Annotated in this window: 14 protein-coding genes; 6 read left to right on the top strand and 8 right to left on the bottom strand. The window is 59.3% G+C overall.

Annotated elements, in window-relative coordinates:
* The first annotated feature begins 40 nt into the window (after nucleotides 1-40).
* Together PSH65_RS00255 and PSH65_RS00250 are read left to right on the top strand one after the other, a co-directional pair.
* Nucleotides 41-820, top strand: a complete 780-nt coding sequence (locus PSH65_RS00255; RefSeq protein WP_305424430.1) for an N-acetylmuramoyl-L-alanine amidase — start codon at nucleotides 41-43, stop codon at nucleotides 818-820.
* Nucleotides 821-893: 73 nt separating this feature from the next.
* Entirely contained in the window at nucleotides 894-2,510 is a 1,617-nt protein-coding gene (locus PSH65_RS00250; protein WP_305424429.1) for an EAL domain-containing protein, read from the top strand.
* A 12-nt stretch (nucleotides 2,511-2,522) separates the two neighbouring features.
* On the opposite strand, the gene PSH65_RS00245 is transcribed toward PSH65_RS00250, so the two are convergent.
* Nucleotides 2,523-4,313 carry an ATP-binding protein gene (locus PSH65_RS00245; RefSeq protein WP_305424428.1) on the bottom strand — a complete coding sequence of 597 codons (1,791 nt, stop codon included), beginning with the start codon at nucleotides 4,311-4,313 and terminating at the stop codon, nucleotides 2,523-2,525.
* A gap of 10 nt (nucleotides 4,314-4,323) precedes the next feature.
* Complete coding sequence (gene algB, locus PSH65_RS00240) at nucleotides 4,324-5,673, bottom strand: sigma-54-dependent response regulator transcription factor AlgB (RefSeq protein WP_305424427.1); 1,350 nt, start codon at nucleotides 5,671-5,673, stop codon at nucleotides 4,324-4,326.
* A gap of 442 nt (nucleotides 5,674-6,115) precedes the next feature.
* Here algB and PSH65_RS00235 point away from each other — a divergent pair, with 442 nt between their 5' ends.
* From PSH65_RS00235 to PSH65_RS00220, 4 genes are all read left to right on the top strand, one after another.
* Nucleotides 6,116-6,400, top strand: coding sequence for a hypothetical protein (locus tag PSH65_RS00235; protein WP_305424426.1), 285 nt, complete (start codon nucleotides 6,116-6,118; stop codon nucleotides 6,398-6,400).
* Between the two features lie 81 nt (nucleotides 6,401-6,481).
* The gene (locus PSH65_RS00230) at nucleotides 6,482-6,646 is read left to right on the top strand and encodes a DUF1328 domain-containing protein (RefSeq protein ID WP_003177151.1); all 165 of its coding nucleotides are present in this window, start codon (nucleotides 6,482-6,484) and stop codon (nucleotides 6,644-6,646) included.
* An 804-nt stretch (nucleotides 6,647-7,450) separates the two neighbouring features.
* Nucleotides 7,451-8,782 (top strand): glutamate/aspartate:proton symporter GltP, encoded by a 1,332-nt coding sequence (gltP, locus tag PSH65_RS00225; RefSeq protein ID WP_305424425.1) that lies wholly within the window; start codon nucleotides 7,451-7,453, stop codon nucleotides 8,780-8,782.
* 191 nt (nucleotides 8,783-8,973) lie between these two features.
* Entirely contained in the window at nucleotides 8,974-10,203 is a 1,230-nt protein-coding gene (locus PSH65_RS00220; RefSeq protein ID WP_305424424.1) for a nucleoside recognition domain-containing protein, read from the top strand.
* Between the two features lie 117 nt (nucleotides 10,204-10,320).
* Here PSH65_RS00220 and PSH65_RS00215 read toward each other — a convergent pair whose 3' ends face one another.
* From PSH65_RS00215 to PSH65_RS00190, 6 genes are all read right to left on the bottom strand, one after another.
* Complete coding sequence (locus PSH65_RS00215; RefSeq protein ID WP_305424423.1) at nucleotides 10,321-10,947, bottom strand: ABC-type transport auxiliary lipoprotein family protein; 627 nt, start codon at nucleotides 10,945-10,947, stop codon at nucleotides 10,321-10,323.
* Entirely contained in the window at nucleotides 10,944-11,882 is a 939-nt protein-coding gene (locus tag PSH65_RS00210; RefSeq protein WP_305424422.1) for an MlaD family protein, read from the bottom strand. The genes PSH65_RS00215 and PSH65_RS00210 overlap by 4 nt, the downstream gene beginning before the upstream one ends.
* Nucleotide 11,883: 1 nt before the next feature.
* A complete protein-coding gene (locus tag PSH65_RS00205) occupies nucleotides 11,884-12,687 on the bottom strand; it encodes an ABC transporter ATP-binding protein (protein ID WP_305424421.1) in 804 nt (267 codons plus the stop codon).
* On the bottom strand, nucleotides 12,684-13,832 hold the full coding sequence (locus PSH65_RS00200; protein WP_305424420.1) for an ABC transporter permease: 1,149 nt from the start codon (nucleotides 13,830-13,832) through the stop codon (nucleotides 12,684-12,686). Before PSH65_RS00200 ends, PSH65_RS00205 begins: the two co-directional genes overlap by 4 nt.
* 54 nt (nucleotides 13,833-13,886) lie before the next feature.
* Nucleotides 13,887-14,915: a DUF5924 family protein gene (locus PSH65_RS00195; RefSeq protein ID WP_305424419.1), complete on the bottom strand. Its 1,029-nt coding sequence runs from the start codon at nucleotides 14,913-14,915 to the stop codon at nucleotides 13,887-13,889.
* A 241-nt stretch (nucleotides 14,916-15,156) separates the two neighbouring features.
* On the bottom strand, nucleotides 15,157-16,533 hold the full coding sequence (locus PSH65_RS00190) for a pitrilysin family protein (RefSeq protein WP_305424418.1): 1,377 nt from the start codon (nucleotides 16,531-16,533) through the stop codon (nucleotides 15,157-15,159).
* Nucleotides 16,534-16,538 lie beyond the last annotated feature (5 nt).

Here is a 16,538-nt window from a genome sequence, read left to right as displayed (position 1 = left end):
ACACTGTTGCATTATTGTCCTGCGTGTACTGCCTCCCGCCATGAAATGTCTTGTTCTTATTGCGTCGCTGCTTCTATTAGCCGGTTGTGCCGGCGGCCCCCGAATCGATACCAGCCACCCTTCAGCCAATCACGACAGTCGTATCCAGTTCGTGGTGATGCATTACACCTCCGCCTCCCTGGAAACCTCGCTGCAATTGCTGACTCATGGCGAAGTCAGCAGCCACTACCTGATTAGCGACGACAAGCGCGCCACTATTTATAAGCTGATGGATGAAAATTTCCGGGCCTGGCACGCTGGCGAAAGCGAATGGCAAGGCCGGACCTGGCTGAACTCCAGCTCCATTGGTATCGAGATCGTTAATCAGGGCTTTGAGGACACCCCGACCGGGCGTCTCTGGTATCCCTATAGCGAAGCCCAGATTCAGTCGATGATCTTTCTGCTCAAGGACATCAGCAAACGCCAAGGCATCAGCCCCCGCCATATCATTGGCCATAGCGACATCGCACCGATGCGCAAGCTCGACCCCGGCCCGCTGTTTCCCTGGAAGCGCCTGGCTGCCGAAGGCCTGGGGATCTGGCCGGACGAGCAGGCCGTGGCGCGCCAGCAAGCCCAGTTCGCGGTGCAATTACCCAGCATCAGTTGGTTTCAGGGGCAGCTTGCCCGCCTGGGCTACGCCACGCCACAAACCGGCGAATTGGATGTAGAGACACGTAATGTGTTGGCAGCCTTTCAGCTGCATTTTCGCCCTTCCCGTTTCGACGGTACGCCGGATGCGCAAACTGCGGCGATCCTTCAGGTGTTGAATCAGACAAAATAATGACGCCCGCCCGACGGTCAGCGCTTTTTCGGAATCAGCAGCTATAACTCATTGGTAATTCTTCGGATATTCCATGATGCCTGCTGCTCGGGAGAGACTGCATAGTTGGTTCTATCGCCCTTGGTTTTTGGCGATGCTGGCTACTGCCCTGAGTGCAACGCTGTTGACGGTCGGCAGTTTGTTCGTGGCGATGAATCAAGTCGAGCACAACGAAAGCCAGGAAATGAACGCCCAGGGAGAACGCTTTCTGGTCCGCCTGGAACAGTTGTTCGGGCAGTTGCGCGAAAGCCTCGATGATCTGGAAGCCCAACCGTTGCGAGGTTGCGATGACGAAATGATCGCCACCCTGCAGCAGGTCAGCTTCAATTACCGCTTCGTTTATGAAGCCGCTTATATGGACACTTCGCGAACCTGCTCCAACCGCCCCCGCCAGGAAGGGGTGTCGCTGATCCGACCGCCAGACATCAAGGGCCCCACCTACAGCTATTGGCTGAACACCACCACCGAACCCGATGAGAACCGCGCCGCACTGATGCTTGGGCGTGGCAATTTCCGGGTGGCGACGTCGCGCGGGCATCTGACCGACATGGTCGATCTTTCTCCGGGGAGCAGCCTGTTGGTGGTGCTCGACCACGGCACCCGGGCGATTCCGGTACTCGGTGTCGCGCAGGCTTGGCCCCCCACGGAACCCTGGCCCCCGAAAAGCCCCAATGCGCTGCAAGTCACCCATACCCGCCTGATTTACCGAATGCCCACTAATACACCTGAATACCAACTGGTACTGATCACACCGCGCACCGGGATGCATGTGCCGGCGGTATGGTGGTGGCTACTGCCGGCGAGCCTGGCGCTGAGTGCCTGTGTAGGCATTCTGGTGTTTTTGCTGGTACGCCAGCGTCAGTCGCTGGATGCCGAACTGCAAGGCGCCATGCGGCGAGGCGAGCTGCAGGTGTTGTATCAACCGATCTTCGACCTCGACAGCCGCAACTGCGTCGGTGCCGAAGCCCTGCTGCGCTGGCGAAGGCCGGACGGCACGCTGACCAGTCCGGACCTGTTCATTCCAATGGCGGAGAATACCGGCCAGATCCGCCAGATGACCGATTTCGTATTGCAACGCCTGCTGGAACAGCTCGGGCAACTGTTGCGGTCCAATCCGCAGCTGTACATCTCGGTCAACCTGGCGGCCTGCGATGTCATGGTGCCGCGTATCGGTCAGGTGATGGCGCGTCTGTTGAGTATGCACCGGGTGGCGGCCAGGCAAATTGCCTTTGAGGTGACCGAACGCGGACTGGTGGATGTGGTGGTAGCCAGAGAGAATCTGCAAGCCCTGCGGGATGTCGGGCATCAGGTGCTGATCGACGACTTTGGCACCGGCTATTGCAGCCTCGCCTACCTGCAAACCCTACCGGTGGACTGCCTGAAAATCGACAAAGCGTTTATCGACGCGCTGGGCCATGATGCCGCCAGCAGCGGCGTGGCACCGCACATCATTCGCATGGCTCAGGCCCTGCAACTCAAGGTAATTGCAGAAGGCATCGAACATGAAGCCCAAGCAGTGTTTCTGAGCAGCGAAGGGGTGAAGTTCGGCCAGGGTTGGTTGTTCGCCCATGCACTGAGCGCCGTGCAGTTCATCGAACTGATTACCCGTGGCCGTCGACTGAGCACGCGACGTCAGGATGACGAAGCCTGAGATGACTCCGGTTTATATCGCCAGTGTCATGTAGAACTGCGTCCCCTGCCCCGGCCGCGAGTAAACCCCCATCCGCCCGCCATGCAGCTGCACGATTTCTTTGCACAGCGCCAGACCGAGCCCGGCACCGCCCTTTTTGCGGCCGACCTGGACGAAGGGCTCGAAGATCCGTCCTTGCTGGCCGTAAGCAATGCCTTCGCCGTTGTCCTCGACGCTGATAATCATCCGCTCTCCATGGCGCCGGGCCTGCAAACGGATCAGTCCATCGTGGGAGGTATGGCGCAAGGCGTTGTCGATCAGGTTGTCGAGCACCCGCTCCAGTTGCGCCTGATCGGCTTGCAGGCGCGGCAACGGTCCCTGCACCTCCACCAGCAGCTCAATGCCCTTTTCCTGTGCCGGGCCGGCAAAACGTATCTGGGCCTGATCCAGCAAGTCTTCGATGGAGCACGGTGCCAGCGTGAGTTTTTGCAGACCGTTTTGGTAGCGAGAGAAATTCAGCAGGTCGTTGATCAGCTGCATCAGGCGCTGCATTTCTTCGTTGACGGTGTCCAGCAGGTCGGCTTCGCGGGAGTCTTCGGCAAAATGCGTCCGCTCGCGAAACAGGCCGAATGCCATGTGCATCCCGGTAACCGGCGTGCGCAACTCATGGGAGGCGCGCAAGACAAACTCGCTGCGTACGCGTTCGAAGGCACGTTGTTCGGTGACGTCATGCAACACCATCACCGCGCCGAGAATATGACCCTGGGTATGGCTGACCGGCGTCAGGCTATACGTCAGCAATCGCGACTCGCCATCGACCTCGATACTCAGGTCTTCCGGCGCTCGTTCCGGAGTGCCGCCGCGCAACACCAACTGCAGTTGTTCATCCAGCTCGGGACGCTCAAGCGCCGTGCCCAGCCCTTGGCCGAGACGATCGGTGTCCCAGCCTAATTGGCGCTGAGCAACCGGGTTGAGGTGCTCGAGATGACCTTGACGATCAATAATCAGCAAACCATCGTCGATGCTGTCGAGCACCGCCTGCAAACGTTGCTGACCGGCGAGCAGCTCGTCGATATTGGTAGCCTGGTGCTCACGCAAGGCCTCGGCCATGATTCCGAAACGCCGGGTCAACTGGTTCATTTCCACGGCGGAAGAAATCGGCAGGGTCACTTCGAAATTGCCTTGGCCGATATTGTCAGCGGCCTGCACCAGAGCCTCGATCGGCGCCCCGAACCGCCGGGCGATCGCATGGGCGGTAATGAACCCGATGAACAATACCGCCACTCCGACCAACCCAAGCAGGCCGGCAATTAACAGTGCCCGCTCCCGGGCCTTGCGTTCGATCTCAGTGATGTTATCCAGCGCGCGCTTCTGTTCAGAGATCAAACCGTTACGCAACGCGTTGAATTTTTCCGTGAGACCCTCGTTATCATTGACTACCTGTACCGGAGCACGGGAAAGATCAAAGGCCTGCAACAAGTTCTGATAATCAGCCTTGGCTTTTTTGAAACCATACTGGGCACCCTCGCCGGAGGGCTCGCGAGCAATGCCTTCATCAAGCAACTCAAGGGAGTGTTGCCTGGATGCCTCGAACGCCGCAGGGTCAGGGTTTTCGCCAAGCACGATGATCAGTTGATCACCCAGGGTCTGACGCAGCTTCAACCCCAGATCCAGCGTGACGAAGTTGTCACGGATCAGGGCTTCCTGAGCCCCTGCCATCTGCATCACGCTGACCAGTCCGAGCAAGAGCCCAAGCAGCGCCACGGTAATCAGCGCGGAAATACTCAGAAACAGCCGGGTGCGCAACGTCATCGCCAGTTTCATCGATTACGACTCACAGGTTGTTGTACTGCTTGCGTTTGCGGTACAGGGTCGAGGCATCGATACCCAGGGTCTTGGCCGCCTGATCCAGCGTGTCGGCCGTGGCGAGGACCGCGCCAATGTGAGCTTTCTCCAACTCATCCAGGCTCAACGCAGCACCAATGCGCGGCGTGTGATTGGCCGGGGCCTCGGCCATGCCCAAGTGGCTGAGCTCTACCCGTTCCTGCGGACAAATAATGCTCGCGCGCTCCACCACGTTGCGCAGCTCGCGAATGTTGCCCGGCCAGCGGTAGCTGAGCAGCGCTTCGCGGGCCTCGTCGCTGAAACACCGGGCCGGACGCGAGTATTCCTTGACGAAGCGCGCCAGGAAACGGTCTGCCAGATTCAGTATGTCTTCCCTGCGCTCGCGAAGCGGCGGCAGGTGCAAGGTGATGACGTTCAGGCGATAGAGCAAGTCTTCACGAAAACGGCCCTCGCGAACCATGTCCTCCAGGTTGAGGTTAGTCGCTGCCAGGATTCGCACGTCAGCGCGGCGGGTCACCGGGTCGCCCACGCGTTCGTATTCCTTGTCTTGAATGAAACGCAGTAGTTTTGGCTGCAAAGTCAGAGGAAAATCGCCGATCTCGTCAAGAAACAACGTTCCGCCGTCGGCCTGATTGACACGACCCAGAGTACTTTCGCTGGCACCGGTGAATGCGCCCCGGCTGTGACCGAAAAGCTCGCTGTCCATTAATTCGGCAGTCAGGGACGGGCAGTTGATGGTGACGCAGGATTTCTTCTGGCGTTTGCTCCAGCCGTGAATCGCCCGTGACAGCTCACCTTTACCGGTGCCGGACTCGCCGAGAAGCAGGATATTGGCGTCAGTACTGGCGACCTGGCGTGCGGTTTCGAGCACCACTTTCATGGCCGGACTGTGGGAATCCAGCCCCTCCTTGGGTTTGCGCACTTCGCCTTCAAGGGCTTCCAGACGCGCCGAGAGTTGCCGTACTTCCAGCTGTTTGGCAGTGGCCAGACGCAACTGGTCAGGGCTGCAAGGTTTGACCAGATAGTCGGCGGCACCCGCCTGAATCGCATCCACGGCAGTGTCCACGGCCGAGTGAGCAGTGACGATCACCACCCGCATCCAGGGCGCCTGGATGCGCATCTGGGCCAAGACATCGAGCCCATTGTCTTCACCCAGGCGTAAATCGAGGAAGCACAAATCGAAAACCTGGCGCTGCAACAAGGCTTCGGCCTGAGCAGCGCTGGTCGCAGTGGCCACGCTGTAACCTTCATCTTCAAGGCAATAGCGAAAGGTTCGAAGGATGGCGGATTCATCATCCACCAGCAGAATGCGGCCTTGATGCTCAGTGGCTGATTCCATGTTCCTACGCTCCTTTAATTGTTGATTTTGGTTAGGCCCAGAAAAATCGGGCAAGTTGCATGATTGATTGTGGCCGATTTCAGCCAAATCAGCGGAGCTATCTACTTATCAACAAGGTAACTCACTGATCTATTTAATTTTTTATTAATGAACTGTTCTGCGGCGCTTGCCTGCGTCCCTTTCTGACATCTGCGCCCTTCCCTCAATTCCAAAAATATTGAAAGTTTCGGTGAATGCATCGTGCATTACGCACGAGCTGCGAAGCGGCATCGTGCAGGATGCGTCCAAAACGAATTTCACAGAACATCTAACTTATTGATTTTAATCGTATTAATACTGACAAAAAGGTGGCATGCAGGCTGCAGGAGTCTGGGTAACCAGGGGCATTTAATGAACCAGCGCCCGCCAAAGATCACTACCCCAGCGTGGGAGGAACTTCAGGATGAATCGCCAAGGTGCCGCCCAATTGCGTCTCTCGCCATTGCTTGTCCAGCAAGGCTTGTTTGCCCTGCTGGCGCTATTGATCACCTTGATTGGCGGCCAACAGTACTTGCGTTGGGAACAGAGCCAGCAGCCAGAGACGCCGCACCTGTCGATTCCACACACTCCTCAAACCCACTTCAGCGCCGCCAGCAGCAGCCTGGCTGACAGCGACTCGATGCGAATGATGGACGTCGACCAGGCCCAGCCTGTGGATGAGACGCCTCAGGAACGTTGGGTGTTTTAAGTAAATGAACTTGGCGCGCTCGACGCGCCGGGAAAAGCACCACAAGCAACGCCTTTAAACAGAAGCGTAAGGAGAATCACCATGTTGAGCTGGGCAATCACATTCTTGATCATTGCCATCATCGCTGCAGTACTGGGCTTCGGTGGTATCGCGGGCACCGCCACGGGTATCGCCAAGATTCTCTTTGTCGTGTTCCTGGTGATGTTCATTGCTTCCTTCTTCTTTGGCCGCCGCGGTCGAGGCTGAACATGAGCATTTCGTTAAAGACAGTGGCAGCCGCCCTGCTTCTGGGCGGCAATGCCATGGCAATGGCGGCTGAATTGCTCAATTGATGGAACGACTAAAAAAGATCCGAACTGGTATTGAGTTTCGAAACACGAAAGAGGCCACAGCGCTTTTTTCCACTGCGCTACCCGAGGACGGTAGACGCATGACCAAGGGGTCGGGACGTTCTGACTGCTTCAGGGTCGGAGTGACCTACGGGTACAGGGAGTACCTGCTCACGGGCCAGGTCAGGTAAAGCGCGCCGCAAGTTCGCCTGGCCCGGAAGGGTTCGACGAACTTGCGGAGAGCTTCAACGTGCAAAACGTTGATCTAGAGCACTCTGCTCATCTGTTCTTGCCGCATATTCCCCGCAAAACCGTTTCGCGGTGTTTCTTCGTGACCGTATATCGAGAAAGCTCCGACGTCCTCGAGAAGATAATTCGCAGCCAAACGTAGGCCTTTTCCCAAATTTCTGCCTATTTAAAAAACATCGACCTGCGCTGAAATGGCCGGCACACGGCACTTATGCCCGCCTGAATGTCGTATTCAAACCGGGTGGGACGCGGGTTTCAGTTAGAAAATCTCATGCCGATTCGGCATAGGGTAGGCGTTTACGGCATTAGACGGCGCTTCCCTGCATCGGAATAGTTGCGCCTTTTTCGCTGCCTGAGAGCTGTAAATGCTCGCTCGCGGGGACCTTATACGGGGGCCGATGCAAGACTTGTTCGCCATTGAGCGTTTCAGTTCATGCATCAGCCTGAGTCAAACGCAAGTAAGGGTAAAGATATGAAGAAGGCAAAGCTTAGCCTCGCCTGGCAGATCCTCATCGGTCTGGTTCTGGGGATAGCAATTGGTGCACTGCTCAACCATTTCAGTGCCGAAAAAGCCTGGTGGATCAGCAACGTGCTGCAACCGGCAGGCGATATCTTTATCCGTCTGATCAAAATGATCGTGATCCCGATCGTGATCTCCTCGTTGATCGTCGGCATTGCTGGCGTGGGCGACGCGAAGAAACTCGGTCGCATCGGTCTGAAGACCATCATTTACTTCGAGATCGTCACCACCATCGCCATTCTGGTCGGTCTGGTGTTGGCCAACGTGGTCCATCCGGGCACCGGCATCGACATGAGCACCCTGGGTACGGTGGATATTTCCAAGTACCAGGCCACTGCCGCCGAGGTTCAGCATGAACATGCGTTCATCCAGACCATCCTCAACCTGATCCCGTCCAACATCTTCGCGGCCATGGCCCGCGGCGAGATGCTGCCGATCATCTTCTTCTCCGTCTTGTTCGGTCTCGGTCTGTCGAGCCTGCAATCGGACCTGCGCGAGCCGCTGGTGAAGATGTTCCAGGGCGTATCGGAAAGCATGTTCAAAGTCACCCACATGATCATGAACTACGCCCCGATCGGCGTGTTCGCATTGATCGCGGTGACCGTGGCCAACTTCGGCTTCGCCTCTCTGCTGCCGCTGGCCAAACTGGTCGTTCTGGTTTACTTCGCCATCGCCTTCTTCGCCTTCGTGGTGCTGGGCCTGATCGCTCGCCTGTTCGGCTTCTCGGTGATCAAGCTGATGCGCATCTTCAAGGATGAGCTGGTCCTGGCCTACTCCACCGCCAGTTCCGAAACCGTGCTGCCGCGCGTGATCGAGAAGATGGAAGCCTACGGCGCACCGAAAGCCATTTGCAGCTTTGTGGTACCGACCGGTTACTCGTTCAACCTCGACGGTTCGACCCTGTACCAGAGCATCGCGGCGATCTTCATTGCCCAGCTCTACGGCATCGACCTGTCGATCAGCCAGCAATTGCTGCTGGTGCTGACGCTGATGGTCACCTCCAAAGGCATCGCCGGCGTACCGGGCGTGTCCTTCGTGGTACTGCTGGCTACTCTGGGCAGCGTCGGTATTCCACTGGAAGGCCTGGCGTTCATCGCCGGTGTCGACCGCATCATGGACATGGCCCGTACCGCGCTGAACGTGATCGGCAACGCCCTCGCCGTGTTGGTCATCGCTCGTTGGGAAGGCATGTACGACGACGCCAAGGGCCAGCGCTACTGGAACTCCCTGCCGCACTGGCGCAGCAAGGAAAAGCTGCCGGTTGGCGAGATCTCCAGCAACTGATCAAAAAAACCTGTAGGAGCGGGCTTGCCCGCGATGGCGTCAGCACAGTCGACATCGAAGCTGAATGTCACACCGCTATCGCGGGCAAGCCCGCTCCCACAAGGGCCCCAAACAAACCCCGGAGAAATCCGGGGTTTGTCGTTTCTGCCTACCCCGCTATCATTCGCCGCAACTTCCGGGGGATTTGACTGATGCTTAATGGCCTGTGGCTTGGCTTCTTCATCGTGGCTGCCGTTTCGGCGCTGGCGCAATGGCTGATCGGCGGCAACGCCGGGATCTGGGCGGCGATGGTGGAAAGCATTTTCGCCATGGCCAAATTGTCGGTTGAGGTCATGGTCCTGTTGTTCGGCACCCTGACGCTCTGGCTGGGCTTTCTGCGGATCGCCGAGAAGGCCGGGATCGTCGAGTGGCTGGCCAAGGCACTGGGCCCTTTGTTCCTGCGCCTGATGCCGGAAGTGCCGGCCGGTCACCCGGCCATCGGCCTGATCACCCTCAACTTCGCCGCCAATGGCCTGGGCCTGGACAACGCCGCCACGCCCATCGGCCTCAAAGCCATGAAGGCGCTGCAAGAGCTCAACCCCAGCGATACCATCGCCAGCAACGCGCAGATCCTCTTCCTGGTGCTCAACGCCTCCTCACTGACCTTGCTGCCGGTGACGATCTTCATGTACCGCGCCCAGCAAGGCGCGCCCGATCCAACCCTGGTGTTCCTGCCGATCCTGCTAGCGACCAGCTGCTCGACCCTGGTCGGCCTGTTGTCGGTGGCGGTCATGCAGCGTCTGCGCCTGTGGGACCCGGTGGTGCTGGCATACATGATTCCCGGTGCCCTGATCCTCGGTGGCTTCATGGCGCTGCTGGCGACGCTCTCGGCGACCGCTCTGGCGAGCTTGTCATCGATCCTCGGCAACGTGACGCTGTTCGGGCTGATCATGCTGTTTCTGGTGATCGGCGCATTACGCAAAGTGAAGGTCTATGAGGCATTCATCGAAGGCGCGAAAGAAGGCTTCGATGTCGCCAAGAACCTGCTGCCCTATTTGGTGGCGATGCTCTGTGCCGTGGGTGTGCTGCGAGCATCCGGAGCGCTGGATTTCGGTCTGGACGGGATTCGGCATCTGGTGGAGTGGGCCGGTTGGGACACGCGCTTTGTCGATGCGCTGCCGACGGCCATGGTCAAACCTTTCTCCGGCAGCGCCGCACGGGCAATGCTGATCGAAACCATGAAGACCTCCGGAGTCGACAGCTTCCCGGCGCTGGTGGCGGCGACGATTCAGGGCAGTACCGAAACGACCTTCTATGTGTTGGCGGTGTACTTCGGCGCGGTGGGCATTCAGCGTGCACGGCATGCGGTGGGGTGTGCGTTGCTGGCGGAGTTGGCGGGGGTGTTGGGGGCTATCGGCGTTTGCTACTGGTTCTTTGGCTAACCAAAAAACCTGTGGGAGCGGGCTTGCCCGCGATGGCGTCAGCACAGTCGACATCGACGTTGAATGTCACACCGCTATCGCGGGCAAGCCCGCTCCCACAGGGGTTCAACGGTGGCTTCAAGGCCTCAGCGGCGGCGCAACCTTCTGACCTTGCTCTACCGTCCAGGCCACTACCTGTGCCGTCAACTGGTCGCTCGCCTGGCCAAAACCGGCGATAACCGCCGGCACCTTCACATCGCTCAACGGCTGATGCACTTCAAAGCGTCGGCTGGCGAGAATTCGCTGGTCATACCCACGCACCAGCAACGCATCCAGGCGCACGACCACGCTCGCCGCCGTGCCCTGGTACTCGGTCTGGAACGCTTGCAGGTTGCCGCCCAGCTCCAGGTCCGCCTGGAAATTGCTGTCATCGGTGCTGAGCAACGGCACGCGACCGTCACGCTGGAAACCATCAAGCAGACGATTGCGCAATAGCACCGGTGCCGGATCGCTCCAGCGTGAAGCCTTGTAGCTGCTGATCAGATCACCCTGAGGGATTACGGCGATTTTCGAGTTGTTCAAGGCTTCGCTGGTCTGAGGCTTGGCCAGTCGCAACGACCAGCGCTGCGGCGTGCCGTGATGTGCCGGTGCGTCGCTCTGTGCCGACGGCAGTCGATAGACATCGGACGGTTCGGTCTTGGGGAAAATCGAACAGGACGCGACCATCGCGAAACCGGCGAGGAGGGCGAGATGAGCCAGCTTCATGGCGTGAACTCCTTGTTTTTGTCACTGCCCAGCAGGTAACCGCTGGGGTTGGCCTCAAGCCGCTGGGAAATGGTCCGCAACGAACTCAAGGTATCGCGCAGCTCACGCACCGCCGGTGCCAGGCCATTGAGGCCCTGCATGCCGTTGTTGAGGGAATCCTGATTGGCGGAGAGCAACGTGTTGATGGTTGCGCTGCTCTGTTCCAGGGACTTCATGGCTTGCTCGGCACTGCCGAACATCTGCTTGCCCTGATCGTTGAGCAGGCCGTTGGCGTTGCGCATCAACGCGGTGGTCTGTTCCAGAGTGGCGCTGGCCTGCTTGCCAACCGAAGCCAGTTGCTGCATCGCCTGACGAATGTCGCCGCGCTGGTCGGCGATGGTGCCGGTGGTTTGCTCCAGGTGCTCCAGGGTCTTGCTGATGCTCGCGACGTTCTCTGAGGAAAACAACTGATTAGCGTTGTGCATCAACACATTCACGCCCGCCATCAGATCGTTGCTGTCATTCATCAACCGGGCAATGGGCGAGGGCGATGCAACGATTGTCGGTAAATTGCCATCCTTGCCCTTGAGCGTCGGACTTTGCGGCGTGCCGCCGCTGAGCTGGATGATCGAGGTCCCGGTGATCCCGGTCAGCGCCAGTTTGGCCTGGGTGTCGTCTTTGATCGGGGTGTCTGCGCCCAAGCGAATCCGCGCCAACACCCGGCGCGGATCGTTCGGGTCCAGGCGCAGCATCACCACGTCGCCGACCTTGATCCCGCTGTACTGCACCGCGCTGCCCTTGGACAGGCCGCTGACCGCCTCGTTGAAGACGATTTCGTAATCCTTGAATTCGGTATCAACGCTGGACTTGGCCAGCCACAGACCGAAGAGCAGGGCGCCTGCCACCACTATGACGGTGAACAGGCCGATCAATACGTGATGGGCTCGGGTTTCCATGTCAGACCTCGTTGAGCTGGTTAGCGGCCGTCAGGGCCGCGCGGCCGCGAGGGCCATGAAAGTATTCATGAATCCACGCATCATCGGTTTCCGACACCTTGTCGATGGCGTCCGCTACCAGCACTTTCTTCTGCGCCAGCACTGCCACGCGGTCGGTGATGGTGTAGAGCGTGTCGAGGTCGTGGGTCACCAGAAACACACTCAAGCCCAAGGCATCGCGCAGGGTCAGGATCAGTTGATCGAAGCCTGCAGCGCCAATCGGGTCTAGACCGGCAGTGGGCTCGTCGAGAAACAGGATGTCCGGGTCCAGCGCCAGTGCTCGGGCCAGGGCCGCGCGTTTGATCATGCCGCCGGACAATGAAGCAGGGTATTTGTCGGCCGCCGACAACGGCAGCCCGGCCAACGCCAGTTTCACCGCCGCCAGGTGCTCGGCGTCGACACGGCTCAGGCCGGCGTGTTCAATCAGGGGCAGGGCGACGTTCTCGGTCACAGTGAGCGAAGAGAACAAGGCACCTTTCTGGAACAACACACCAAACCGCCGTTCGACCAGTGAGCGCTCGTGTTCCGACAGACTCGGCAAGTTCTTGCCGAAGACCTTCACCAGCCCTTCGCTGGGTTGGCGCAAGCCGACGATGCTGCGCAACAACACCGATTTGCCGCTGCCGGAACCGCCGACCACTGCCAGAATTTCGCCCTTGTACAAGTCCAGGTCGAGGTTCTCGTGCACGCTCTGGCGGCCGAAGCGATTGCACAGCCCGCGGACTTCAATCACCGCCTCTGAAGGCGCTCGGGGTAAACGACTCACCAGTCCATCTCCATGAAAAACAATGCAGCCACGGCGTCGAGCACGATCACCACGAAGATTGATTGGACCACGCTGGACGTGGTGTGCGCGCCGACGGACTCGGCGCTGCCGCTGACCTTGAAGCCTTCGAGGCAGCCAATGGCGGCGATCAGGAACGCAAATATCGGCGCTTTTACGATCCCGACCAGGAAGTGCTGAACGCCAATGTCCGATTGCAGCAGCGACAGGAACATCGCCGGCGAAATATCCAGAGACAGCGCGCAGACTACGCCACCGCCGATAATCCCTGACAGCATCGCCAGAAAGGTCAACATCGGCAACGCCACCAGCAACGCCAGGACGCGGGGTACTACCAGCAACTCCATCGGGTCGAGGCCGAGAGTGCGGATCGCGTCGATTTCTTCGTTGGCCTTCATCGAACCGATCTGTGCGGTGAACGCACTGGCGGTGCGGCCCGCCATCAGGATCGCCGTGAGCAACACACCGAACTCCCGCAGAAAAGAGAACGCCACCAGGTCCACGGTGAAAATACTCGCGCCAAAACTGGCCAGTACCGTCGCCCCGAGAAACGCCACCACAGCCCCCACCAGAAAGGTCAGCAGGGCGACGATGGGCGCGGCGTCCAGACCGGTCTGCTCGATGTGGGCGACCATCGGCGTGAGGCGCCAGCGCTTGGGACGAAACAGTCCGCGAGCGATGGTTTCCAGGATCAGGCCGACGAAACCCAACAGTTGCAAGGTGTCCTGCCAGACCGCGTCGACCGCGCGGCCGATGCGGGTCAGCAGTTGAATGCCGACGCTGATTTCCGGCTCCTTGATCGGCACACAGAAATCGGTCAGTGAGCAGTACACCGTCTGTAACAAGGCGCGATCAGCGGCAGAAAGGGTGCAATCGGGGTGTTCGGCAGACTTGCCCAGACGCTCGGCCCCCAGCAGCTCCACCAGCAATGACGCACCCGCCGTATCGAGCGCGCCGAGGCCATTGAGATCGATGTGGATGTTGCTGTCATATTGGCCACGGAGCTTTTCGCTCAGGTGGCTGAGATTGGCGTAATGGGCGAGCGTCCAGTCACCCGTGACCCGCAACAGGGCAGGGCTGTGCGAGGTATCAAGTTGGGCACTGCCGGGCATTGTGCTGCTGGTCATAAGCTCCGTGCTTGTTCGGCTATTACGCAGATCTGACTAATAGCACGAACCGCGTTACTTTTCTTTGACGGGTGTGCTGTCCAGGACCTTGAAGCGCAGCACGCCAATCAACTGACCGTCCTCAGTGAGCACCCGGACCTGCCATTTGCCGGCGGGGTTACCGGGAAAGTTCTGCTTGTGGGTCCAGGCGCGGTAGCCTTCCTTGCGCCCCCCGTTGATGTCCAGCGGGATACGGTCGACTTCTTTACCGTTGAACATCCAGACGTGATAAATCCGCTCGGCCAGACCCCGCGGAGCGTTGATCGCGGTGTACGCGTACAGCCCACCTCCGCGAATCTGTTCGGCGCTGACTTCTTCCAGGCTCTTACCGGGGGTTCGATCCTGCATTTGGGTACTGATCGCCACATCGGTCATCCACAGGGTCGCTGGCGGAACCCAGGAGCGCAGCACCCAACCGGCGGCGCCGATGCCGACGGTAATGCTGAGGATCGCCAACGCATTGCGCACGGTGCGAATCGGGAAGATCGAGGCCAGGCTCGGGAATGACAGCAACATGGCAATGCCCAGCGCCAGCTTGAAGCTCTGGGCGGTGGTCAGGTGCAGGATGACGGGCAGGGCGGTCAGCAGGGCCGCGAACAGGGTCAGGGTGTGCAGCGCCAGGAACGCCCAGCGGCGCGGTGCCAGCCATTTGTAGTAGAGCGGGTCGATGATCGAAATCAGCGCCGCCATGCTCAGTAATCCCGTGAAGAACAACTGGCCGCTGTTCCAGGTAGTGGTGATTAAAAAGAACGGCAGGACGAAGAACAGGCTTTCCTGATGGATCATCTGCGTTGCGTAACGCAGCAGGGGCTGGGGTATTTCGCGCTTGAAGACCCTGGCGAACAGCTTGGTGAGGCTGTTTTCCAGCATCAGCCAGACCCAGCTGACCAGCATGATGGTGGTGATCCACGTCGCCAGACCTTGTTGGCGATCCACCAACATGAAGCTGCCGACCCCTGAAATGAAACCGCCAAGCGCAATGACCCCGGGATAGCGCTTCATCAATTCGAGGATGCGCTGTACGTACAGGGTCAGATTCGGCATTCGGCGATTCACAATAGTCGAGGGGAAAACCTCGACAGGGTACCGCCCGAGAGGCGGTGTGGCGAGGCTTGCGGTCACTTTGATCGAACCCAAAAACCCTGTGGCGAGGGAGCTTGCTCCCGCTCGGCTGCGCAGCAGTCGCAAAGCCTGAGCATGCGGTATGTCTGAAAAACCGTGATCGCCGGGATTGGGGCCGCTGCGCGGCCCAGCGGGAGCAAGCTCCCTCGCCACAGGGAAGTCATTACTTTCTGCGGTGAACGCGCCAACCCAATACTCCAAGCACCATCAATCCAAATCCCCCGACAATCGACCACATCACCTGGTCATAACTCATCAGCGGCTTCTCGATCCGCAAATACCCCGGCTGCAATAGCAACTCACGTATCGCCTTGTTCGCCTCGGCCAGCGTCACGCCTTGCAGTGCCTTGGCCGGGTTGACGAATTGTCCGTCCTCGTAGTCGCCGAGGGCGCTCCAGTAATAGTCCGCCAGGGCGCTGTTGCCTTGCACGGCCCAGGCTTGGCGAGCGATGGCGGCTTGCTTGAGACGGGCGAAGGTGGCGGCGTCGAGGCCGTTCTTGAGCAGATCGGCTTTAAGTTCATCCAGCACCTGTTCCGCTGCCAGCACGTCATCACGATCAAGGTCGGCGTTCAGGCTCATGAAGCCCACACCACCAAACACCTCACGCTCGGCCGAAGGCCCGTAGGACAATCCATGGGCCAGACGCAATTGGCGATAGAGCGCCCAATCGAGATAGTCCTTGAGCAGGTCGAAGGTTTCGTCATGCTGGTCTTCCAGTACCGGTTCCGGCACCAGCCAATGCAACTTGGCACCGCCACCGACGAAACCGTTACTCAGATTGCGCTCGTGGGCCGCGCTGGCCTGAATGTCTGGCAGCGGCAGGTGAGCGCTAGGCTCAACCGCTTCGAGTGCGCCATAGGCCCGTTCCAGATAGGCCGGCAGCAGGCGGTCGAGGTCGCCGACCACGATCAGGGTCATGTTATTGGGCGCGTACCAGTCCTTGCGCACCTTCTCCAATTGCTCGCGGGTCAGGTGATCGACTTGTGCACGCTCGGGGCATTTGAGGCCCAGCTCCACCGCCAACTGATTACTCGCGGTATGGCCCAGATCCTGGCGATCCAGCCAGCGTTGCAGATGCGAGTAATGACCACCGTCTTCGCGCTCGACCACTTGCTTGGCGACGTTGATGGCATTGTCATCGATACGGGTCTGGGTCAGCAGCGCCAACAACAGGTCGAGGACCTTGCGCTGGTTTTTCGCCGGGGCTTCGATGACGAAGGTCGTGTCGGCATTGCTGGTGTAGGCATTCCACTCACCGCCCAAGGCCTGCATGCGTTCTTCCAGACCGCCTTCGCCGGTGGCGTCGATGCCACTGAACAGCAAGTGTTCGAGCAGATGCGGCAGTTCCTTGTCGGCGCAGCTGAAATCATCCAGGCCTACGCCAACCACCAACCGGATCGCCACATGCCCGCGCTCGGTGCCCGGTTTGAGGACCAATTGCAGACCGTTGCGCAACGTGTAGCCCTCGACCTGAAAGCGATCCAGGGCAATTGAAGGCAGTGAACCAAGTAGCAGGCAAGCGAACAGCAGACAACGCATAACAA

It is taken from the genome of Pseudomonas sp. FP603 (assembly GCF_030687415.1).
GTDB lineage: Bacteria > Pseudomonadota > Gammaproteobacteria > Pseudomonadales > Pseudomonadaceae > Aquipseudomonas > Aquipseudomonas wuhanensis.
The sequence above is the reverse complement of the archived record's forward strand: the minus strand, read 5'-3'. Positions and strand labels throughout refer to the sequence as shown.